We start from the raw sequence: 21,784 nt of genomic DNA, 5'->3' as shown, positions 1-21,784 counted from the left end.
TCTCATCCAATTCGACCGATAAATCGCCGGTCCCCGTCCTGGTCCGATGCTTAGCAGCGGCGCGTCCAGACAAATGTGACCGGAATCACTCTTGGTTGTTGGTGCACTCTAGCAGGAACAGGTTCAAACCTGCGACCGGAGAAGCGAAGCCGCGGCAAGCTATTTGCCGGATGGATCATGTCAGGCGGCCGGGACGGGCTCAGGCAACCGGTCCTCGACCGCAGGGCTCTCTGCCGCACACTCTATAATGGGCGCGAGAGGGGCTTCGGTCTTCTGATACGGCGTCGCCTGCTGACCGGCGGCGATTTCCACGACCTCGTCCCAGCGCGACAGGAAGGCCTCGACGCAGGCCGGGTCGAACTGCCGGCCCTGGTTCTCGACCAGATAGTCGCGCGCCACGTCGAGCGGCATCGGCTCTTTATATGGCCGGCGCGTCGTCAGGGCGTCGAAGACGTCGGCGACCGCGACGACGCGTGCGGCGACCGGGATCTCGTCTGCCTGAAGGCCGTTCGGATAGCCCGCGCCATCCCAGCGTTCGTGATGGCCTGCGGCAATTTGCGCACCGAGCTGGATCAGCTCGCAGCTGGAGTCCGCCAGGATCTTTTCGCCGATCGTCGCATGGGTGCGGATCACCGCCATCTCATCGTCGGTGAGCCTGCCGGGCTTGAGGAGGATATGGTCGGGGATGGCGACCTTGCCGACGTCGTGCAGGGGCGCGGCCAGATAGATGTCGCGGCAGAGCCGGGGTGGCAGGCCGAGCTGCTCGGCGATGATGCGGCTGTAGCGGGCGACCCGCAGCGTGTGCTCGCCGGTGTCGTTGTCGCGGTATTCGACCGCGAGCGCGAGCCGCAGGATGATCTCCTCCTCGCGCTCGCCGAGTTTCTGGGTCGCGGCCGCGACCGCGCTCGCCAGATCGGCGGCACGGTCGTTCTGCTTGCGCACGGCTGCACCAAGGCGCACCAAATTGCGCAGGCGCACCGTCATCTCGACGCTCTGTGGCTGTTTCGGTAAGAAATCGGTTGCACCAACCTGCAGCGCTTCCATCTTGACGTCATCAGTCTGTCGCGACGTGATCATCGCGATCGGGATGTCGGCGCAGCCGGGCAGGGTGCGGAAGGCGCGAATGAAGCTGATGCCGTCCATATGCGGCATCTCGTAGTCGACCAGCACGAGGTCGAAGACGCGCTCGCGTGCGCAAGCCAGCGCCTCGACGGGATCGAGGAACGTCGTGGCCTCGACCAGGCCTTCGGCTTCGATATGACGTTTCAGGAAATTGAGGACAGAGCGGCTGTCATCAACGAGAAGCGCTTGGGTCAGCATCGGCGGCCGGTCTCGTTCGGATGCGAGGCGTGACCTCCACGAATAGTCTTTGCGATTTAACGCGGAGCAAACGCCCGGGCTGCGGCGAACTGACTCAAGACTGCGCACAGCGCATGCGAATTGAGCGAACCATGCACGCCTGCATGCATGCGCGAAGTTCTTCGGTTTGTGACCCGTAGTTGTACGGTGATGCCCATTAGGGGTTTGCACACTCTCCCAAGCGAATAGTCGTCGCGCGAGATTCGCGTCATGCGTGCAGCGAATCCCGAGGAAATCTGGGGGACGAATGCCGTCTGATGTCACTGAGCCGAAGTGGTCCCTACGGCTGCCTGCGGATTGCAGCATCGCTGCGATCCGCAACGTCTATGACCTGATCCGCGAAGCTTTCGGCCGGCAGGACCGGCTCGAGATCGATTGCTCGAGCGTCGACAAGGCCGACGTAACCTCGATCCAGCTTCTGCTGTCGACCGCCAGGACGGGCGAGGCCCAGGGCCGCCCGGTGGTGCTCACATCATTCTCCCAGTCTCTGCGCAACACGCTTCGCCGCGCCGGCTTCGCCAGCGATGCGATGATCGATCAGCACTTCCCGCAAAAGAAAGATGGCACCTGATGGCCACGATTCTCACGGTCGACGATTCCCCCAGCATCCGTCAGATGATCAAGGTCGTGCTCGAGCCGGCCGGTCACAACGTGATCGAGGCCGGCGACGGCGCACAAGGGCTCGCCAAGGCGCAGGCCGGCAAGCTCGACCTCGTCATCACCGACCTTAATATGCCTGTCATGAACGGGCTGGAGCTGATCCGGGCGCTGCGCAAGCTGCCGAGCGCGGTCGGCATGCCCATCGTGTTCCTGACCACCGAATCCAACGACACGGTGAAGCAGGAAGCCAAGAGCGCCGGCGCCACCGGCTGGATTACCAAGCCGTTCAAGCCGGAGCAGCTGCTCGCCGTGGTCGGCAAGCTGGTGCGTGCATGAACGCGATGGACCCGACAGAGGTCTTTCGCCAGGAAGCCAGCGAGTTGTTCGAGGTTCTGGAAGGGGCTCTGCTCGATCTCGGCCAGCGTCCCGACGACCGCGAGCTGGTCGATTCCGCCTTCCGCGCCCTGCATACGATCAAGGGCTCGGGCGCCATGTTCGGCTTCGACAAGGTCGCCTCCTTCACCCACGAATTCGAGACCGCGTTCGACCGCGTCCGCAAGGGCGAGATCAAGCCGACGCAGGAGCTGATCTCGGTCGCGCTTGCGGCCAAGGACTATATCCGCGCGCTGATCGAGGATCCGCAATCGACCGACGACATCATCGGCGAGGCCATTCTCGACGACCTCAAGCGCTTCGTGTTTCCTAACCAGCCTGCCACTCCCGTCACCGAAATCGCCGAAGCGCCGCCGCTGGCCCCCGGTGAGAGCAAGCAGGCCGGCTGGCACCTGTATCTGGAATTTGAATCCCACATCCTGCGCAACGGCTCGAACCCGCTCGATCTGCTGGAAGACCTCTGCAAGCTCGGCCCGTGCTTCGTCGTGCCCGTGACCGACGGCATCCCGTTCCTCGACGAGATGGAGCCGGAAGACTGCTATCTGAAGTGGGACGTCAAGCTGCACGCGGCCTGCGACAAGGACGCGATCGACGACGTCTTCATGTTCGTCCAGGACGAGATGAAGCTGACGCTCTCGCCGCTTGAGCAGGTCGAAGCGCCCGCGCCGCTGCCGTTGTTCCAGCTCCTCGACGAGGAGCCGGCTCCTGCGGCCGAGATGGCCGCGCCGGCGGTCGAGGCTGTTGTTGCGCCTGTCGCCGCGCAGCCCGTCGCAAAGGCGGAGCCGAAGCCGGAAGCCACGCCTGTATCCAAGTCTGAACCGAAACCCGAGGCCAAGCGCGACGATCGCGGCATCGCCACCGTCCGCGTCCAGGCCGAGCGTCTCGACGAGTTGATGGACCGGGTCGGCGAACTCGTCATCGCCCAGGCGCGGCTGACGCAGCTCGCCTCGTCCGGTTCGGATCTCTCGATCAAGATGATCGCCGAGGAAATCGAGCGCCTCGCCTCCTCCTTGCGCGACACCACGATGGGCGCGCGCATGGTACCGATCGGCTCGTTGTTCGGTCGCTTCCGCCGCTTGGTGCACGATTTGTCGCGCGACCTGTCGAAGCCGGTCGAATTCGTCACCACGGGCGAGGACACCGAACTCGACAAGACCATGATCGAGTGCCTGGCCGATCCGCTGGTGCACCTGATCCGCAACGCCATCGACCATGGCATCGAAGACACTGCGACCCGCTCCGCCAACGGCAAGACGGAGCAAGGCCGGATCGAGCTCGCGGCCGTTCATTCCGGTGCGCAGGTGCTCGTCACCGTGAAGGACAATGGCGGTGGCCTCAACACCGCGCGCATCCGCGCGAAAGCGGAAGAGCAGGGGCTGATCGCCTCCGGCGCCGTGCTGACCGATCACGAGATCCACCAGTTCCTGTTCCATCCGGGCTTCTCGACCGCGCAGACCATCTCGGCACTGTCGGGCCGCGGCGTCGGCATGGACGTGGTCAAGCGCACCATCGAGAACATGCGCGGCACGATCGACTTGTCGACCCGGCCGGGCCAGGGCACCACGGTGACGCTGCGTCTGCCGCTGACGCTTGCAATCATCGAGGGTCTTTTGATCCGCGTCGGCGAGGGCCGCTACATCATTCCGTTGTCGGCGGTGGAGGAATGCGTCGAGCTGACGGCCGAGGACGAACGTTCTCGCGGTCGCAACTTCCTCAACGTGCGCGGCAACCTCGTGCCGTTCCTGCGCTTGCGCGAGATCATGACCGCATCGGGCGCGCCTGACCGGCACCAGAAGACGATCATCATCTCGACCGGCGAGACCCGCGTCGGCCTGGTCGCAGACCAGATCATCGGCAACCACCAGACCGTGATCAAGTCGCTGTCCAAGCTGCATTCCGACGTCACGATCTTCTCCGGCGCGACCATTCTGGGCGACGGTACGGCGGCGCTGATCCTCGATGTCGCACAGCTCGTCGCGATGGCGCAGTCGAAGGTCGAGAAGCAGCACATCAGCGAGGCGGCGTGATGAACGAGGCGCATACGGGCGAACATCAGGTCGACGCGATGCAGGTCGTGATGATCGGCCTCGGCGAGGAGAAGTTTGCGCTCGATGCCGGCCTCGTGCGCGAGATCATCGATCCAGTGCCGGTGACCAAGGTGGCTGGCGCGCGGGCCTTCGTTCCGAGCGTCATCAACGTGCGCGGCAACGTCATTCCGCTCGCCGACCTGCGCATTCGCTTCGGCATGCCGCAGCTCGACGACTCCGCCGACACCCGCATCGTCGTCATCGAGATCGAGCTCGACGGCGAGCCGGTGCTGGTCGGCGTCACCGCCGACAAGGTCTATGAGGTCACGGAGATATCGCAGACCGACGTGCAGCAGACGCCGCGCGTCGGCATGCACTGGAAGCCGGAATTCATCCGCTTCATCGCCAAGTGGCGCGAAGAGTTCGTCATCGTTCCCAACATGGAACGCATCCTGAATTGAAATGAGGTCTCGGGGCGAGACTGGGGTAGGGGCTGGAAATGAGATTCACGGTCAAGGCAAAGCTTGCCATCGCGTTCGGTGTGGTCCTGTTGCTGTCGATGGCGGCGGGCGGCCTCGCTTATGTGAAACTGAGCGAGATGATCGACACCGCCGACAGTCTGGTGTCGCGTGCCAACCGGATGGACCGTGCGGCGGAGATCGAGAAGGGTATCCTGCTTCAGGTTCGCGCCGAGAAGAACCTCATTCTCGCGCCTGAAGGCGAGGCGGATCGTTTTATCGCCGAAATCGCCAAGCAGCGCGAGACGCTCTCGAAGTTGAAGGAAGAGATCCAGGCCGCGGCTTCCCCCGAAGGCAAGAAACTCATGGAGAATTTCGGCGTCGCGTATGCGCGGATGAACGCCGTTCAGGACGACGCCCTCAAGACCGCCCGGACCGACAAGGCGAAAGCCGCCGAGCGCTCCATGACCGAGGTCCGCAAGGCGGTCGCCGAGGCCATGGAAGCCGCCAACGTCTACGTCACCAACGTCAAGAAGAACATGGCCGCTCAGGCGGCCCAGGCTCACGAGGACGGCAACCGGGCCCAGCTCCTGCTGATCTCGGCCGTGCTGGCTTCGCTTGTCATCGGCCTGATCGCCGCGATCTGGATTTCCTTGAGCATCTCCCGCGGTCTCGGCCGCGCCGTCGGGCTCGCCGGCGCGGTTGCCGATGGCGATCTCAGCCAGTCGATCAAAGTTACAAGCAACGACGAGATCGGCGATCTCGTTACCTCGCTGAACTCCATGGTCGAGAAGCTCAAGCAGATCGTCGCCGAAGCACTCACCGCGGCGCAGAACGTTTCCGCCGGCAGCCAGGAGCTCTCCGCCAGCGCCGAGCAGCTCTCGCAAGGCGCGACCGAACAGGCCTCGTCGGCCGAGGAAGCCTCGTCCTCGATGGAAGAGATGGCCTCGAACGTGAAGCAGAATGCCGACAACGCCAACCAGACCGAGAAGATCGCCGCGCAGTCGGCCAAGGATGCGGAAGCCAGCGGCGTCGCCGTGGGGCGTGCCGTCAACGCGATGCAGACCATCGCCGAGAAGATCACGATCGTGCAGGAGATCGCGCGCCAGACCGACCTGCTTGCCCTCAACGCCGCAGTCGAGGCCGCGCGCGCCGGTGAGCATGGCAAGGGCTTTGCCGTGGTCGCGTCCGAAGTGCGCAAGCTCGCCGAACGCAGCCAGGCGGCGGCGGCCGACATCGGTACGCTGTCGACGGAAACCGTGAAGGTCGCGCGGGAAGCCGGCGACATGCTGTCCAAGCTTGTGCCCGACATCAAGAAGACTGCCGAGCTGGTCCAGGAGATCACGGCGGCCTGCCGCGAGCAGGACGTCGGCTCGGCCCAGATCAATCAGGCGATCCAGCAGCTCGACAAGGTCGGCCAGCAGAACGCCAGCGCCTCCGAGCAGGTGTCCTCGACCTCCGAGGAGCTCGCCTCGCAGGCCGAGCAGCTTCAGTCCACGATCTCGTTCTTCCGCATCGAGCATGCCAGTCGCGGCGAGGCTGCTGCGCCCGCGCCGATCGACCGTGCGGTCACCCAGCTCCGCGCCAAGGCCGCGCACATGGCGGCAGCGGACCGCGGCGTCAAGAAGCCCGCGCCCGCCCGCAAGCCGGCGCGCGCGATGAAGGTCGCCAATGGCGGCGGCTTCGCCTTCGACATGCATGACGGCGAAGACGACCGCGACGCCGAGTTTCAGCGCTGATCGCAACTTGAAAACAATCTGACTCTGGACCGTACCATGGCCGCAACCTCGCAATATCTGACGCTCGGGCTCGCCGGCGAGACGTTCGGCATCTCGATCCGCAATGTCCGGGAAATTCTCGACATGCGGCCGATCTCACGGCTGCCGCATGCGCCGAATTTCCTGCTCGGCATGATCGACGTGCGCGGCAGCGGCTATCCCATCGTTGACCTCCGCACCAAGCTCGGCCTGCCGGCCGTGGAAGCGACTGAAGCGACCCGCATCATCATCCTCGACGTGCCGATGAAGGATCGCCTGGTCGGCGTCGGCTTCGTCGCTGATTGCGTGTTCGAGGTCACCGATATCGACGAGCAGGCGATCGAGCCCATCCCCGAGGTCGGCGGCAAATGGCAGTCCGACTATGCCGCCGGCATCGGCCGCAAGGGCGAGAAATTCGTCGTCATCTTCGATCTCGCCAAGCTGATGGCGAACGACGAGATCCCGGAAGGGCGCGATACCTCTCGCGCCGCCTGAAGTTGCAAGCGTGAAGCGTGGTCAAGCGTAAGCACCCCAATTCGAACCAACGAGACTGACATGAGATTCACCGTCAAAGCCAAGCTTGCCAGCGCCTTCGGCGTCGTCATCCTGCTGTCCATGATCGCCGGTGCGGTCGGCTATTCGAAGCTGGCGGACATGGTCGGCACCACCGAGCTTCTGGTCAGCCGTGCGGGCCGGATGGAAAAGGCCGCCGAGCTGAAGGAAGGCATCCTGTTCCTCGTGCGCGCGGAGAAGAACGCGATTCTCGCAGCGTCCGATGCGGAACACGAGCAATTCCAGGCCGACCTCATCAAGAACCGCGACGCGATCACCAAGTCGAAGGACGAGATCTACGCAGCCGCCAGCGAAAGCGGCAAGAAGCTGATGGAGGTCTTCAACGTCGCCTTCGCCAAGCTCAACGCCTATCAGGACGAGACGGTCCGGCTCGCGAAGACCGACAAGCCGAAGGCCCTGGATCGCTCCATGCATGATGGCCGCAAGGTCGTTGCGGACGCGATCGAAGCGGCCGACGTCTACATCAAGAATGTCAAGAAGAACATGGCTGAGCAGGCCGAGCAGTCCAGGCAGGACGGTGCGCGCGCCGAGATGCTGCTGATGAGCCTGGTCATTGCCTCGCTGCTGATCGCCGCGGTCGCGGCGACCTGGATTGCGCTGAACATCAGCCGTGCGCTGGCGCAGGCGGTGGGCCTCGCTGATGCGGTGGCGATCGGCGATCTCAGCCACAAGATCGAGTCCTCCAGCAATGACGAGATCGGAGATCTCATCAAGTCGCTGAACGCGATGACGGTCAACCTCAACGCGACGGCGGCGCTCGCCAACCAGATCGCGCAGGGCGATCTCATGGTCGAGGCCAAACCGCTGTCGGACAAGGATACGCTCGGTCTCGCGCTCGAGCGCATGGTGGAGAAGCTTCGCCAGATCGTGTCGGAAGCCCTGACTGCGGCGCAGAACGTCTCCGCCGGCAGCCAGGAGCTCTCCGCGAGCGCCGAGCAGCTCTCGCAGGGCGCGACCGAGCAGGCCTCGTCCGCCGAGGAAGCTTCTTCTTCGATGGAAGAGATGGCCTCGAACGTGAAGCAGAACGCCGACAACGCCAACCAGACCGAGAAGATCGCCGCGCAGTCCGCCAAGGACGCCGAGGCCAGCGGCGCTGCCGTCGGCCGCGCCGTCAACGCGATGCAGACCATCGCCGAGAAGATCACGATCGTGCAGGAGATCGCGCGCCAGACCGACCTGCTCGCGCTCAACGCCGCGGTCGAGGCCGCGCGCGCCGGCGAGCACGGCAAGGGCTTTGCCGTGGTTGCGTCCGAAGTGCGCAAGCTCGCCGAACGCAGCCAGGCGGCCGCCGCCGAGATCGGCACGCTCTCGACTGAAACCGTCAAGGTCGCGCAGGAGGCCGGCAATATGCTCTCCAAGCTCGTCCCTGATATCAAGAGGACGGCAGAGCTCGTCGAGGAAATCACCGCCGCCTGCCGCGAGCAGGACGTCGGCTCGGCCCAGATCAACCAGGCGATCCAGCAGCTCGACAAGGTCGGCCAGCAGAACGCCAGCGCCTCCGAACAGGTCTCCTCGACCTCCGAGGAGCTCGCCTCGCAGGCCGAGCAGCTTCAGTCGACGATCGCCTATTTCCGCATCGAGCAGGGACGCAACCAGGCCGCCGCGCCGATCGACCGGGCGGTTACCCAGCTCCGCGCCAAGGCGGCGACAATGGCGGCCGTCGAGCGGCCGGCCAAGAAGCCGCAGGCGAGGCCGGCGCGCGCCGTGAAGGCGGCCGGTGGCGGCGGCTTCGCCTTCGACATGAACGACGGCGAGGACGATCGGGACGCCGATTTCCAGCGCTGAGAGCCGTCAAGAGGTCGGCCCATCCTTCACCGGTGGGCCGATCCGCCGTCAGTGATCGAGTAAACGCGTGGGATTCAAGATGGCCGGTTCGGCCCGACATTCAGTGCAGGCGGCCATCGCGGATCGGGGCATTCAGCCATGATACCCGCCGTGCAGGATACGGTCGTCCATCTGTCCGACCGCCACTTCCGGACCATCGCCGAACTGATCGAGGGCCAGGTCGGCATCAAGCTGCCGCAGGGCAAGCGGCTGATGCTGGAGGGGCGGCTGCACAAGCGCGTGCGCGCGCTGAACTTCTCCGACCTCAACGAGTATGTCGACAACCTGTTCGAGGCCGATCATTTCGACACCGAGCTGACCCATCTCATCGATGTGGTGACGACCAACAAGACCGACTTCTTCCGGGAGCCCCAGCACTTCACCTTCATGAGGGACGTCGCGATCCCGGCCCTGCTCAAGTCGCACGGGCGGAAAAACGCGAACCTGAAGATCTGGAGCTCGGCGAGCTCCACCGGCATGGAAGCCTACACCACCGCCATGGTGCTCGACGACATGACGCGGAACGGCTCGCGGTTTCAGTACCGCATCCTCGGGACCGACATTTCGACCGCGGTACTGCGTCTTGCCAAGACCGCGATCTACACCCGCGACGTGCTGGCGCCGGTGCCGGAGCATTTCCTGAAGCGATATTTCCTGTCGTCACGCGACAAGTCGCGCGGCGAGGTGCGGGTGGTGCCGGAATTGCGGCGCATGACACACTTCATGAGGATGAACCTCATGGATAAGTCATACCCCGTCGACCGGGACGTCGACATCATCTTTTGCCGCAACGTCCTGATCTATTTCGAGCGCGAGACCCAGCGCAAGGTGATCGAGCAATTGTGCAGCCATTTGCGGCCCGGCGGCTATCTTCTGGTCGGTCATTCGGAATCGATGATTCACAGTGCAGTGCCGGGTTTGAAGCAAGTTCAGCCAACCATTTTCAAGGTCTAGCCGGAGCGCAACCAGAATGCCGAGGGAGAAAGTTCGCGTACTGATCGTGGACGATTCGGCGTCGGTGCGCCAAATCCTGCAAACGATCCTCAACGACGATCCTGACATCGAGGTGATGGGGACGGCCTCCGATCCGTTCGCGGCGGCGCGCCGCCTCCAGAACGAAATTCCCGATGTCATGATCCTCGACCTGGAAATGCCGCGCATGGACGGCATGACCTTCCTGCGCAAGATCATGGCGCAGCGCCCGATCCCGGTGATCATCTGCTCCTCGCTCACCGAGGAAGGCTCCAACGTGATGTTCGAGGCGTTCGAGGCGGGCGCGGTCGACATCGTGCCGAAGCCGAAGATCGACACCCGGCAGGCGCTGCTCGAATGCTCGACGCGGCTGCGCGAGGCCGTGAAATCGGCAGCGCGCGCGCGGGTGCGTCCGCGGGCGGAGCGCCGTATGATCGAGAGGAAGCTGACCGCCGACGCCATCATCCCGCCGCCGGTGCAGGGTAAGGTCCGGCCGACGACTGAACGCATCGTGTGCATCGGCGCATCGACCGGCGGCACCGAAGCGCTCAACGACGTCCTCGAGATGCTGCCGCCGCACTGTCCTCCCATCGTCATCGTCCAGCATATGCCGGCTGGTTTCACCGCGGCCTTCGCCAGGCGCCTCGACAGCGTCTGCCAGGTCCGCGTCAAGGAAGCCGAGGACGGCGAGCCGGTGCTGCCGGGCTGCGCCTATATCGCGCCGGGCGCCCGTCACATGCTGCTCCAGCGCATCGGCCTGCGCTACCAGATCGCGATCAAGGACGGCCCGCCGGTGTCGCGGCATCGCCCCTCGGTCGACGTGCTGTTTCGCTCCGCGGCCCAGCATGCCGGCGCCAATGCGCTCGGCGTGATCATGACGGGCATGGGCGACGACGGCGCGCGCGGCATGCTGGAGATGCGCAAACTCGGCGCCTCGACACGCGCGCAGGACGAGGAGAGCTGCGTGGTGTTCGGCATGCCCAAGGAAGCCATCGCGCATGGCGGTGTCGAGAAGGTCGTCTCGCTGCATCATATCCCGCGCGAGATCATGCTCTGGTATCAGGCCGGACACGTTGCGGTGGCAGGTTGATTGCGATGTCCGCCATTCCGGCCAACACGCTCACCGAGGCGATCGTCGCGATCGAGGATGTCTCGTCGCGGATCGAGGACGTCTTCGCGCGGGTCGGTCACGAGCTCGGTCGCGGTCACCTCATCTTCAAGGAGCTGAACCAGGGCCTCGCGACGCTCTCGGAGGAACTCTCCGGCGCCGAGATCGAGGGCGCCGCCACCGCGCTACAGGAGATCGCCGCGCGGCTCAGCGAGCTGGCAGAGGCGCTGCCGGCCGAGAGCGCCCTGCTTGCGACCATCGGCACCAGCACGGCTGAGGCGTCCTCGCTGCTCAAGCCGCTGTTCAAGCATATCCAGATGATCACCATCATTGCGCGCAGTGCGCGGATCGAGGCGGCCTCGCTCGACGGTGATCGCGAGGGCTTTCTCGCCTTCACGCAGGAAGCCTACGATCTCGGCAAGGCGGTACAAGGTTCGATCGAGGGCTGCGCGCGGGACCAACAGCGTCTGTCGGAAGCCGTTGCGACCGCGTCCGGTCGGCAGAGGGAATTCGAGAGCCGCTACCGGAGTCAATTGGTGTCGGAGAGCGCCGAGCTCGGCGCAGCCTATTCCGGATTGCGCGGCCCGCGCCGCGACAGCAGCCAGCTCGCCGACCTCGCGAGCACCAGCACCAGGAAGATCGCCGAGGCGGTCGGCGGCGCGATCATTTCCTTGCAGGCCGGCGACAGCACGCGCCAGCGCCTCGAACATGTCTGTCATGGCCTCGGCCAGGCGTCGGAAGCTGCGCCGGGCCTCGTTCCCGAACGGGGCGCGAGCGAGGACGGCGCGCGCGCGATCTGCCAGTTGCAGGCGGCCCTGCTCAGGGACGCCCAGCGCGAATTCGGCGGCGACATCGGCCAGATCGTTCGCGCGCTCACCGCCATCCTGCACGATGCGGGCAACGTCGTCGGCCATGGCCGCACGCTGTTCGGCGGCGCGGATGGCGGCTCGTCATCGTTTCTGGCGCGCATCAAGCAGGCACTGGCACATGCCTCGACCCTGATCGCCACCTGCGAGAGCGCCGGCCGCTCGGTCGACGAGGCGCTCGCCATCGTCGAGGACACGCTGGCAAAGTTTCGCCAGGCGATCGCCGGGCTCGCCGAGGCCACCGTCGACATCACCCTGATCGGAATGAATGCCGGCCTCAAGGCAAGCCATCTGGGCAGCCGCGGCAGCGCTTTCGTCGTGATCGCCAACGAGCTCAAGGCGACCGCCGACCAGGTTTCGGCGGGCGCGGGGCGCCTGCGGCCCGTGCTCGACGGCATCGAGCGCTCCGCGAACGAGCTGAAGGAGCTCCGCGTCCGGGGCGATCCCACGCAGCTCGCCAAGTTCGAGCCGCAGATCCTCCAGGCGCTGCGCGAGGTCGAGGTCGGCAACGAACGGCTCGGCAAGCTGATGAGCCGGCTCGTCGATGAAGGCGCGGAATTCGAGGGCCTGATGAATTCGGCGCAAGGTCTGATGAGCTCGCTAGGCGAGAGCTCCGCGGCCTTGCCCGCGGTTGCCGCGCGCCTCGAGACCGCGAGCGCCGGCGCGCAGCGGCCGCGGCCGGAGGCGCAGGATCAGGCGATGCTCGACGAGCTCTTCGCGCGCTACACGATGGAGCGCGAGCGGGACGTTCACCGGGAATTCCTGCAAACGCTTGGCCTTACGTCGATCGCCGCCACGCGCCGCGTCGAAGCGGTCGAGACCGCGGATGACGGCATAGAGTTGTTCTGACGTTCGCCGCCGGCGTCGCGCGTCGGCGGCAATTCGACGGATTGGGTTTTCGGAGCATTAACCTTGCCCGAAGGGCTGGCCGTTAGGTCATTGTCGCGCCCCAGAGTTGGTCGCAAATACAGGGCGATCTTCACCTCGGAAAATTCCCCATGCTGAGAGACGGTAAATACGCTGCCTGGTTCAGGACCTCACGAGGTCAGGGCACCGGCATCGTGGATCTGGCCGAGGGCCGGATCTCGGGCCGCGACAGCTTCTTTACTTATGGTGGTTCCTACCGGGTCGATGAGCAGCACTTCTCGGCCGTCCTGACCGTGAACCGGCATGCTGACGGCCCGCTGAGCGTGTTTGGGCCTGATGAGGTCGAGGTCAAACTCTCGGGTGTGTGCAACGGCCTGGTGGCGAGCTGTTCGGGAACGGCCAAGGAAGCGCCCGACGTGAAGTTCGAGGCGACGCTGATCTACAGCCAGGAAGATGCGCCGGCAGCCGACGCGAAATGCGCGGTCGTGAAGCTCAACGCCGACAAGCTGCCCAAGGGCCTCGACAACCGTTCCCGGCCGCGTCATCCGTTCACGCCGCCCAAGGCGCCTGTGTCGTAGGGTGCGGGCTTTTAGCTTTGCATTGACGCTGTTGTCGCGAAATCACGGCGCGACTGGACTGCGGCAACACTAGTTTTAGAGGTGAAATCTAGGTTGGGGCCCATAACAAAAGGCGGACAGGGACATGCCTCAGATCTGGATGACATATGACGAACTCGCGACCCTCAGCGGCTGCAGCGCTGCCGAGGCCAGGATGCAGGCGATGCATCTGTCGCTCGATCGCCGCAAGAGCCGCGACGGGAACACCCGCGTCAAGCTGAACCTCGCCTTGATGGCCCGGTTCTTCGAGACCGTTCGCGAAGCCGAATTCGACCTCGATGACGCGATCACGGCGCTGCGCGATGCCCATCGCCAGATGTCCGGGGTTCTTTCGACTAGTCAGCCGAGCTTGCGACGCGGAGTGGCGTAAGTTCGCGGCGCCGGCGGCCGCCTCAGGACGGCGGCCTCGGCAGGAAAGCTAGGATGGTCTGGGCCAGAAGGACGCCGACGGTGCCGCCGGCGGCCTTTTGCAGCACATCGATGAATCGTGGATCACGATCCGGCGTCACGGCCTGCAAGACCTCTAACCCGACTGCGACGGCGACCACGAACGCGCAAGCCAGCTTGACGCGCCCCGGTAGCAGGAAGGACAGCAGGAAGCCCAACAGGCCGTAGGCGCTGAAGCGCTCAATCACGACGACCCAGTAGGCCTCCGCGTGGCCCATGAGTGCCGGCCGGCCCGCGAGCTTGGCCAGTGTCGCATAGACGATGAGCACGAGACAGATAACCGCGGCTGCGATGAGATGGTTGGGGCGCATTGCGCCAACATAGCCGGTCGACCGGCTGGCCGCTTTCGAAAGCCAAGAACATCGTTAAGGTTCACAAACCCGCGAGGGCATGAACCAAGGTTCACGGGCGAGCCGCGGAGCCGTGGCTACGGCTCAATCCGCATGCATTCAGTTGACGTCAAACGCGGCGGTGCAGTCGCGATGTCACGCGGACGGCGCTGAGTTGGCGAGGGCAGGCATTCATCTGCCAGTTCTTCGGCCTGGTGACCCAAAGCCGCACTGCCAAGAACATGAAGTTGATGCCGAACCAGATCGACATCACGATAAGGAAAGAGCTTGCCATGACGGCTCCGCCGGAGCGCGGCTGAGAGTTCCGCCGTCAGGGGAACGGGCAGGCGATCGCACCTGCCCAAATTCTCGTCATCGACAAAACCACGCCACCCCGGTCAGGCACAAAGCAACGCGCCTGACTGCATGACCAAGCCGTTCGCAGGGACCGACGTTCAACGCCGATTGTAGGACCAGCCCTTGTCGACATTGGTCGGGTAGTGGGCTGCGAAGTACGGATTCTTGAGGCAGTTGCGCGCGGGATCGAAAATCCAGTCGGCGCATTCCCGGTAATTCAGGAATCGGCAATCGAAACCGAAGGCGCACCACGGCGCGCCGTTTGGAAATCCGAACCCCACGGGGACTTGCGCCGACGCTACTGAGGGCAGAGCCAGGAGCAGAGCTACGGCGAGCGCGCGGGACAACATGGTGCATTCCTCCAACAATCTATCAAACTGAGACCGAAGCCGGTCCGGCGACCGTTCTGCGCCGAAAAGGGACGATGTTCAATCTTCGCCGTTGGATAGTCTAGCAGCCGGGCGCGGAGAGATCGAGAGCGCTGAAAGCGATCGGCCCATGTCGATTGGCGGCTGCCATGCATCGATTGATGAGGCGGACGCACCCGTCCATGACGTGTCGCGCGCGGCCGACGCTAGCCCTTCTTGGCGCCCTTGGATTTCAGCGACAGGCCGAGGCGCAAAGCCATACGCTTGATCGCATCGGGCGAGCGCCCGAGAAGTTTTGCTGCCTCTTCCAGCGAAGTCGAAGACTTGGCCAATTCCATCAGCCGGCGGTCTTCTTTGAACGACCAGGGCCTGCGCGCCATAACCGAAATCATCCTCTCGTCGACACAAAGACAAAGCCGCCAAGCGGACCCACGTTCGCTCGACGGCTTTGCTTGGGTGGGGCCGGGCCTGGGGGAGCCCGGTGAGAAGATGGATATGCGATCCACTAAGGTTCGCAACAAACAACGCGGATTAAGCTAACTGCTCAACCTTACCGCGATGAAATCGGCGCGTTGCGCTCCGTATAACCACGGAGTTTTGCTAACCAAGATCGATCTGCACGCTGTGATGGTGGGGATTGAGGATGTTCTGCCACCACGTCCGGTTGTCGCAGAACCGGTGCACGGTCTTCGCACGTCCGCACTCGAAATCCTCGCGGGGGGCGCCTGCCGATATCCGAGACCCGACTTCGCGTCTCGACGCTGCGGCAAGACTCAGCAGCTCCGCCAATCCGCGCGGACTGTTCTGATGAGCATGGAAGAAGTGCCGATCCCCGAGCCGTCGCCGAGCAGACGTCGAAACAGCGACCGATCCTTCGACGTGGTGGCGATGAAGATGTTCCTGATGCTTGCGAGCGTCAGGATGGACCGCAGGCACGGGATCATCGGCTTGCCGAAGACAGACAGGAGCTGCTCGGACGCCATGCTGGCGATGGAGGCGAGCAGGGAACTTGTTCCCTGCGCCCTCAATGTCCTCCAAGCTCAGGCGGCAATCTCCCCTTGACAATGGATGGCACGGCGTTTCGGCGTCAGCACTTGTGCGCGATTAGGAATTAAGTGCTTCGAGATCACGACATTGTTTGCTTCGAAATCACAACGTCGATTCGAGCGATCAACTTGAATTGAATCGGCGCCGGTTGGTCGCAACGGCTTCGAACGAGAAAAAATCCAATCGCGATGCATGCGGCAGCGGTTTGACGAGCAGTATTATGCTTCTCTCGGTTGAGTCGTCACGAGATCGTCGAATTCGTTCGGCTATGGTGCGCGCGCACGAACAAATCAAAATCAACAAAATCAAGAAGACCGAGATGCTTCAAAAGGCGCGAGCGGCACTTCCTCTCACGAAGCTCAGAGAGCGGGCGTTTGAAGGCGCGTTCTTCAGCGTTGCGCTGATCGCGATGGCGGGCTGGGTGTATTTCATCACGCTGTTGCTGGTGCGATTGTTCCTCTGGTTTTTCGGCTGACGCACGAGCCGATCACTTCGCGTGCAGGGTGCTGCCCAAAAAATCCCTGGCATGACGAGAAAATCAGCGGCGGTGATCATGATCTCGACACAACTCGAGGATGAGACTGCCGGTATCACTGGAACGAATTGCGAATGATGCTGCTCGCGATCCTGGTCTCGCTCCTCGCTGGCTTTGGCGCAGGCTATGCGACGCGCGCGCTGCGGCCTCGCGAGCGCGCAGAGCGTCATCCGTTCCACCGTCCCTACAGTCCCACCGCGTTCCGGCAGAACAGTTCATTGGCGAGGGCACGGCGTGCATTCTGAGGATTTACAACCGGCATGCGGTTCTCGCGTTGCGGCTCGCATGGCGGCGGAGGGGAGTGAATCATGACGGGATTTCGGGGAGACGCCATGACGAGCCCGACGTACAACGCGCCACGGCGGTATTTCGTCGACGGGGGAGGTCGCCGCGTCCTGATCGGCCTGACGCCAGAGGAGACGTTCGAGTTCGAGCGGCTCGACAGCGAGCAGGCGCAGGTCGCGCCCGATGCCGGTGAGCGGCGCAGGCTCGAGCTCTATGAGAAGCACGAGGGGGCCTGGAGGGCCTGGATGGCGCAAAGCCGCACCGAGCGGCGCGAAGGATTCAACCTTTATTAACCATCGCAGGCCCATTTTCTGGTCTGGCGCCTCGAACCGGAAAATGCACGCATGTTTCAGCTCTTCCTGCGGGCCCGCACCCATAACTTCCTGAAGGACCGTTTCGGCGGAGAGCAGGTGTTCCGCGCGCGCTCGCCCGAGCGCGACGCCGAAACCGATCGCACCCGCATCGAAGCCATCATGATTGCGATCGATGACGCCCTGCATGCGGCGGAGCGCGAGCAGTCAGGTCTCAACCGCCGGGTCGAGGACGTGCTGGCGCGCGCCGCCGTGACGATCGGCAACGGCGACGACGAATATCTCGAGCGCGAGGCGCTCGACAATCACCACCAGGATCTGTTCGACAAGGAAATCCTGAACGGCCAGCGCCGACTCAAGGAGCTCGGCGCCTCGATCGCCCATTTCAAGTTCCTGAAGGCGGCGATGCTGAGCCGTTTCCCGGACTACCGGCCTCCGGCGAGCCCCACCAACTGACGCCTGATACGGCGCGCGAGCGAGACCGCTAGATCGCGAGCATGCTGTTGCCCTGAATGGACAGCAGCGTCAGGTTTCCGGTGGCATAGGCCCCGGTATCGATGTTGGCCCGGTTCTCGAGCAGCTCGGCCTGCTTTACCGGCGTATGGCCGTGCACGACGTATTTGCCGAAGCGCCTATTGCTTTGCAGGAACTCGTCCCTAATCCACAACAGGTCCTGCTCGCGCTGCTCGGAGAGCGGAATTCCCGGACGCACCCCTGCATGGACGAAGAAGAAGTCGCCGCATGTGAAGGTCGGCCGCAACTGGCGCAGGAACGCGATGTGCTCCGGCGGCATCACGGATGTGAGCTCGCGCACCAGATCGGGCAACTCGTCCTTGCCAAGGCCGGGCGCGGCCGACACGCCGTACGACATCAGGGTCTGGAGCCCGCCGAACTGAAACCATTCGGCGGCGCGGGCGGGATCTTCCAGCACCGAGGTGAAATAGGCCTCGTGATTGCCCTTGAGAAAGACGGTGTTGCGGCGGCGGCTGCGGTTGATCAGGAGGTCGAGGGTATGACGCGAGTCCGGTCCGCGATCGATGTAGTCGCCGAGGAAGACCTCGATCGCGCGAAACGGCCGGCTGTTCGCCATGTCCGCATCGATCACGGCGAACATCTGCTCAAGCAGATGCGCGCAGCCGTGGATATCGCTGATCGCATAGATGCGCACGCCGTTCGGTAGCTTCGGCCGCGGCGAATTTCGGGGCGCAATCATGGACATGGGGTGCAACTCTTTCAAAGAGCTTCGCCCGGGATGTCAATATGCTATCGGCGAATTTGGGTGTCCGAGCAGGTTTTTTTCTAGCCCTGCCGGCAAGCCTGCGCCTGCCCGATCATTCACCCGCGCTGCGAATCACCTGTCCACAAGCTTGCGCGAGGCTAGCCGAAGCTGCGGCTGTCGAACGAGGGTGCGGCCTTGCCGCGATAGGCCCGCCGCTCGCGCACGGACCAGAACCGCGCCGCAGAAATAGCCAAGCTGGAGCACCGACGCGAAGACGAGGATCGTCACAACGATGTGAGCTGAATCATGTCCCTGCCAGGCGGAGCCCACACCGAGGATCGTCGCACCGAGAACGATGGCGGGCGGCAGGATGAAGATGCGGAATCGGCCTCCCAGCAACGATCCGATCAGCAGACTGAAAATGGCAACCGTACTCACGACGCAACTCCTCGAATTGGTCACGAGTGTTAATGGCCGCGGCCTAATAACGGCTTAAGCGGCATGGTTGAACAGCCGTTCAAATGCGCGCGACAATGCTGTGCGAAAATGACGCGATTTGGTGCGAAACGCGGCGTGATGCCCGCTTAATTGTCACGCGTGTGACAGTAGTTTGAGCATTGTTTTGCTGCGACGCTGCATTGCATGAAAATCGATTTGATTTTTTCGGTGCACTGCCGCAATGTCGCTTTGTTTAGTTAAGATATACTTCGGCGCACATCGAAAAAATTAGATCGATTTGCTCGCAATTCTGATTGCGAGTGGTGACGAGGCAGCGAGGTTCGGATGGCTGTAGCAACTTACGGTTCGGAAAACTATTATTCGGTTATCTCGAACCGACGCGGTGCCCTCCAAAGACCCCTGCAAGTGGCTTTGATCGCCGGAGACTTCGTCGCCGTACTGCTCAGCTATTTCGTGGCGAGCGGCCTGTATCGCGTGCTCGTGATCGAGCAGGACTCATCCGTCGGAGCAGGCTTGGTCGTCGGCGCGGTGTTCGTGACCATCGCTTACTTCCAGGGCGTCTACGATCACCATCGTCTGCTGAGCACGGTCTGGCAGCTGCGCAAGGCCCTGGCGGTCTGGCTGATCTCGCTGACCATTCTCGCCGTCGAGGCGTTCCTGCTCAAATCGTCCGCGGACCTGTCGCGCGGAACCACGCTGCTGTTCGCCGCGACCGGCGGCGTCGCCTTGGGCGGTCTGCGCGTGCTGTGGCGCCTGGCGCTGACCTCGAGCTACGCCAAGGGCCGTCTGGTGGACCGCAAGGTCGTGCTGCTCAGCCTCAAGCCTCTCGATTTCACCTCGACCCGGTTCAAGGATCTGCGCAAGCACGGCTTCAACGTCGTGCGACATTTCGTGCTCGATCCGTCTGAAGAGGGCGCGGGCTGGGATCACGAGATTCGCGACATCACCCGTCAGGCGCGCACGGCGGATGTGGAAGAATATCTCCTGGTCATCGACTGGGACGAGATGCCGCTTCTCCAGAAGCTGAGCCAGCATCTGCGCGTTGTCCCCCAGCCGATCCGCCTTCTGCCAGATTTCCCGATCGCCGATCTGGTCTCGCGTCCGTTCCAGCCCGTCAGCGGCACGGTCGCGATCGAGATCCAGCGCGCGCCGCTCAGCGTGTTCGAGCAGGCGCAGAAGCGCTGCCTCGACATCGGCCTTGCCTCGTTCGCGCTTCTGCTGCTGGCGCCGCTGCTGATCACGGCTGCGATCATGATCAAGCTCGATTCCAAGGGCAAAGTGATCTTCAAGCAGGCCCGGCGCGGCTTCAACGGCAAGCAATTCGATATCTGGAAGTTCCGCTCGATGACGGTGGCGGAGAACGGTCATGTGGTCACGCAGGCGACGAAGAGCGACGCGCGGGTGACCCGTGTTGGCCGTGCGCTGCGGCGGACCAGCATCGACGAACTGCCGCAGCTCTGGAACGTTCTGCGCGGCGAGATGTCGCTGGTCGGGCCGCGCCCGCATGCGCTCGCGCACGACAATTACTACGATCCGATCATCAGCAACTACGTGTACCGGCATCACATGAAGCCGGGCCTGACCGGTTGGGCCCAGGTCAACGGCTTCCGCGGCGAGACGCCGACCATCGATCTGATGGAAAAGCGGGTCGAGTACGACATCTGGTACGTCAGCAATTGGAGCATCTGGCTCGACATCAGGATCATCCTGAAGACCGCGCTGGCGCTGATCCATCAGGAAGCCTACTGAGCCAGGCCGACGTCGGGCGCGCGTTGCCGCGCCCGACCCGCACGCCGCCCGTGCAGAGGGGAAACGGCCTGCATTTTGCAGCATGTGATTCGTTGCTGCCCCTTTGACGATTTGCACCCCCGAAACGCCGAGCCTTGCAGATTGAGCCATCGCCTCGCCAAGTTCGTCGCCGTGCCGTTGCTCGTCACCTGGGCGATCGCTGCCGCCTGTTCTCATGCGAACGCGTTGGAGTGGGGGGTCGGCGGACCGCCGCAAAAACGCAGGGATCTCGCGCCGATCTTTCAGCTCATGAGGGAGCGGGGGCTCACGCAATACAGGACCGGTCTCAACCTGACGCAAGATGCCGAGCCGGGCGAAGCCACGATGTTCCGGCAGACCATTGCGCTCGCCAGAAAATATTCGATCACGCTTCACCCTCTGATCAACTTCCCCTTCCGCTACGGTGACCGCACCGACAAGGGGCGGTACCCCAAGGGAGACCGGGACGCGCTCTACAGGCAGGGCTACGACCGCACCTACGCGTTCGTCCGGCAATTCAAGGACGATGTGTCCGACTGGGAGCTTGAGAACGAGATCAACCTGCTCGCGGTCGATTCCGACGGGAAGAAGCTGTTCGGGCGCGGCATGACCGCGGCGGACTTCGAAATGCCGGTGATGGAAGACTGGGCCCAGGTGTTGCACGGCGCGTCCGATGCCATCGACCAGATCAACCGCGAGACCGGAAGTCGTCTGCGCAAGGTGCTGAACACGACGTCGACGATGCTGGGCTTCCTCGACTTCATGGAGTCCCGGGGCGTGAAATACGACGTGATCTCCTACCACTATTACGAGGTGGCGGGGCAGAACCCGCATCGGCACTGGAATGGACGCAATCCGCCCTTCGACCTCTTCAAGAAGCTGGCGTCCTATCACCGCCCGGTGACGTTCAACGAGGTCAATTGCGCCGAGATCTACAAGCCGGCCTATGGAAATCGGCCCGGCGATCCCCTGACGGAGCAATGCCTCCGCTCACTGCGGGACACCTTCCAATATCTGAAGAACCAGAAAGACGTCGAGATCGAGAGTGTGATGGTCTACGAGCTGTTCGACGAGCCGCAGAAGAAGCCGCCGGAGAACAGGTTTGGGCTGATGTACGAGATCGACAGGCCCAAGGTTGCGCTCTTCCTTCTTTCGGAATTTGCCGGCGGCCGCCTGTCGGCTGAAGAATCGACTGAGTTGAGAACCAGGGGACTGTAGCTTTTCGGTCTCCGTGCGAAG

Annotated in this window: 25 protein-coding genes; 17 read left to right on the top strand and 8 right to left on the bottom strand. The window is 63.5% G+C overall.

The window, feature by feature from the left end; genetic code table 11:
* Positions 1-180: 180 nt before the first annotated feature.
* Entirely contained in the window at positions 181-1,320 is a 1,140-nt protein-coding gene (locus tag ABIB99_RS40195; RefSeq protein ID WP_166350021.1) for a response regulator, read from the bottom strand.
* Positions 1,321-1,606: 286 nt separating this feature from the next.
* On the opposite strand from ABIB99_RS40195, the gene ABIB99_RS40190 reads away from it, so the two are divergent.
* The 12 genes from ABIB99_RS40190 to ABIB99_RS40135 all read left to right on the top strand — a co-directional run bounded on the left by ABIB99_RS40190 (position 1,607) and on the right by ABIB99_RS40135 (position 13,791).
* On the top strand, positions 1,607-1,930 hold the full coding sequence (locus ABIB99_RS40190; protein WP_028159044.1) for an STAS domain-containing protein: 324 nt from the start codon (positions 1,607-1,609) through the stop codon (positions 1,928-1,930).
* Positions 1,930-2,295 (top strand): response regulator, encoded by a 366-nt coding sequence (locus ABIB99_RS40185; RefSeq protein ID WP_008142319.1) that lies wholly within the window; start codon positions 1,930-1,932, stop codon positions 2,293-2,295. The genes ABIB99_RS40190 and ABIB99_RS40185 overlap by 1 nt, the downstream gene beginning before the upstream one ends.
* Positions 2,292-4,379 (top strand): chemotaxis protein CheA, encoded by a 2,088-nt coding sequence (locus ABIB99_RS40180; protein ID WP_354181193.1) that lies wholly within the window; start codon positions 2,292-2,294, stop codon positions 4,377-4,379. The genes ABIB99_RS40185 and ABIB99_RS40180 overlap by 4 nt, the downstream gene beginning before the upstream one ends.
* Positions 4,379-4,840, top strand: a complete 462-nt coding sequence (locus tag ABIB99_RS40175; RefSeq protein ID WP_071916276.1) for a chemotaxis protein CheW — start codon at positions 4,379-4,381, stop codon at positions 4,838-4,840. Before ABIB99_RS40180 ends, ABIB99_RS40175 begins: the two co-directional genes overlap by 1 nt.
* A 38-nt stretch (positions 4,841-4,878) precedes the next feature.
* Entirely contained in the window at positions 4,879-6,576 is a 1,698-nt protein-coding gene (locus ABIB99_RS40170; RefSeq protein ID WP_354181191.1) for a methyl-accepting chemotaxis protein, read from the top strand.
* Between the two features lie 36 nt (positions 6,577-6,612).
* Positions 6,613-7,089: a chemotaxis protein CheW gene (locus ABIB99_RS40165; protein ID WP_063985241.1), complete on the top strand. Its 477-nt coding sequence runs from the start codon at positions 6,613-6,615 to the stop codon at positions 7,087-7,089.
* A 60-nt stretch (positions 7,090-7,149) separates the two neighbouring features.
* On the top strand, positions 7,150-8,952 hold the full coding sequence (locus tag ABIB99_RS40160; RefSeq protein ID WP_354181188.1) for a methyl-accepting chemotaxis protein: 1,803 nt from the start codon (positions 7,150-7,152) through the stop codon (positions 8,950-8,952).
* 138 nt (positions 8,953-9,090) lie between these two features.
* Positions 9,091-9,945 carry a CheR family methyltransferase gene (locus ABIB99_RS40155; RefSeq protein WP_354181186.1) on the top strand — a complete coding sequence of 285 codons (855 nt, stop codon included), beginning with the start codon at positions 9,091-9,093 and terminating at the stop codon, positions 9,943-9,945.
* A gap of 16 nt (positions 9,946-9,961) precedes the next feature.
* Positions 9,962-11,053, top strand: coding sequence for a protein-glutamate methylesterase/protein-glutamine glutaminase (locus ABIB99_RS40150; protein WP_354181184.1), 1,092 nt, complete (start codon positions 9,962-9,964; stop codon positions 11,051-11,053).
* A 5-nt stretch (positions 11,054-11,058) separates the two neighbouring features.
* The gene (locus ABIB99_RS40145) at positions 11,059-12,786 is read left to right on the top strand and encodes a chemotaxis protein (protein WP_354181182.1); all 1,728 of its coding nucleotides are present in this window, start codon (positions 11,059-11,061) and stop codon (positions 12,784-12,786) included.
* A gap of 149 nt (positions 12,787-12,935) precedes the next feature.
* The gene (locus ABIB99_RS40140; protein ID WP_014497533.1) at positions 12,936-13,382 is read left to right on the top strand and encodes a hypothetical protein; all 447 of its coding nucleotides are present in this window, start codon (positions 12,936-12,938) and stop codon (positions 13,380-13,382) included.
* A 124-nt stretch (positions 13,383-13,506) separates the two neighbouring features.
* Entirely contained in the window at positions 13,507-13,791 is a 285-nt protein-coding gene (locus ABIB99_RS40135; RefSeq protein ID WP_166103640.1) for a hypothetical protein, read from the top strand.
* Between the two features lie 22 nt (positions 13,792-13,813).
* Here the strand turns inward: ABIB99_RS40135 and ABIB99_RS40130 are convergent, their stop codons facing one another.
* The 5 genes from ABIB99_RS40130 to ABIB99_RS44555 all read right to left on the bottom strand — a co-directional run bounded on the left by ABIB99_RS40130 (position 13,814) and on the right by ABIB99_RS44555 (position 15,905).
* Entirely contained in the window at positions 13,814-14,179 is a 366-nt protein-coding gene (locus tag ABIB99_RS40130) for a VanZ family protein (protein WP_354181181.1), read from the bottom strand.
* A gap of 148 nt (positions 14,180-14,327) precedes the next feature.
* Positions 14,328-14,492, bottom strand: coding sequence for a hypothetical protein (locus tag ABIB99_RS40125; protein WP_354181179.1), 165 nt, complete (start codon positions 14,490-14,492; stop codon positions 14,328-14,330).
* A gap of 160 nt (positions 14,493-14,652) precedes the next feature.
* A complete protein-coding gene (locus ABIB99_RS40120) occupies positions 14,653-14,904 on the bottom strand; it encodes a hypothetical protein (RefSeq protein ID WP_014497530.1) in 252 nt (83 codons plus the stop codon).
* A gap of 224 nt (positions 14,905-15,128) precedes the next feature.
* Entirely contained in the window at positions 15,129-15,302 is a 174-nt protein-coding gene (locus tag ABIB99_RS40115) for a hypothetical protein (protein ID WP_166103634.1), read from the bottom strand.
* A gap of 393 nt (positions 15,303-15,695) precedes the next feature.
* Entirely contained in the window at positions 15,696-15,905 is a 210-nt protein-coding gene (locus ABIB99_RS44555; protein ID WP_502917548.1) for a hypothetical protein, read from the bottom strand.
* Positions 15,906-16,189: 284 nt separating this feature from the next.
* Between ABIB99_RS44555 and ABIB99_RS40105 the strand changes: the two genes are divergently transcribed.
* The 3 genes from ABIB99_RS40105 (at position 16,190) to ABIB99_RS40095 (ending at position 17,556) form a co-directional block, all read left to right on the top strand.
* Positions 16,190-16,444: a hypothetical protein gene (locus ABIB99_RS40105; RefSeq protein WP_201266198.1), complete on the top strand. Its 255-nt coding sequence runs from the start codon at positions 16,190-16,192 to the stop codon at positions 16,442-16,444.
* 392 nt (positions 16,445-16,836) lie between these two features.
* Positions 16,837-17,082, top strand: coding sequence for a hypothetical protein (locus ABIB99_RS40100; RefSeq protein WP_039146277.1), 246 nt, complete (start codon positions 16,837-16,839; stop codon positions 17,080-17,082).
* Between the two features lie 51 nt (positions 17,083-17,133).
* Positions 17,134-17,556 carry a hypothetical protein gene (locus ABIB99_RS40095; RefSeq protein WP_028159056.1) on the top strand — a complete coding sequence of 141 codons (423 nt, stop codon included), beginning with the start codon at positions 17,134-17,136 and terminating at the stop codon, positions 17,554-17,556.
* Between the two features lie 28 nt (positions 17,557-17,584).
* Here ABIB99_RS40095 and ABIB99_RS40090 read toward each other — a convergent pair whose 3' ends face one another.
* Positions 17,585-18,319 (bottom strand): metallophosphoesterase family protein, encoded by a 735-nt coding sequence (locus tag ABIB99_RS40090; RefSeq protein ID WP_166103627.1) that lies wholly within the window; start codon positions 18,317-18,319, stop codon positions 17,585-17,587.
* Positions 18,320-18,451: 132 nt separating this feature from the next.
* Positions 18,452-18,757 (bottom strand): hypothetical protein, encoded by a 306-nt coding sequence (locus ABIB99_RS40085; protein ID WP_245328482.1) that lies wholly within the window; start codon positions 18,755-18,757, stop codon positions 18,452-18,454.
* Between the two features lie 345 nt (positions 18,758-19,102).
* Between ABIB99_RS40085 and ABIB99_RS40080 the strand changes: the two genes are divergently transcribed.
* A complete protein-coding gene (locus ABIB99_RS40080) occupies positions 19,103-20,527 on the top strand; it encodes an undecaprenyl-phosphate glucose phosphotransferase (RefSeq protein WP_063985231.1) in 1,425 nt (474 codons plus the stop codon).
* A 141-nt stretch (positions 20,528-20,668) separates the two neighbouring features.
* Positions 20,669-21,763, top strand: a complete 1,095-nt coding sequence (locus ABIB99_RS40075; RefSeq protein ID WP_063985230.1) for a glycoside hydrolase family protein — start codon at positions 20,669-20,671, stop codon at positions 21,761-21,763.
* Positions 21,764-21,784: the final 21 nt, after the last annotated feature.

Origin of the sequence: Bradyrhizobium sp. LA6.1, assembly GCF_040547805.1 — a bacterium.
In the GTDB taxonomy this organism is placed as follows: Bacteria; Pseudomonadota; Alphaproteobacteria; order Rhizobiales; family Xanthobacteraceae; genus Bradyrhizobium; species Bradyrhizobium barranii.
This window is presented reverse-complemented; position numbering and strand designations above follow the sequence as displayed.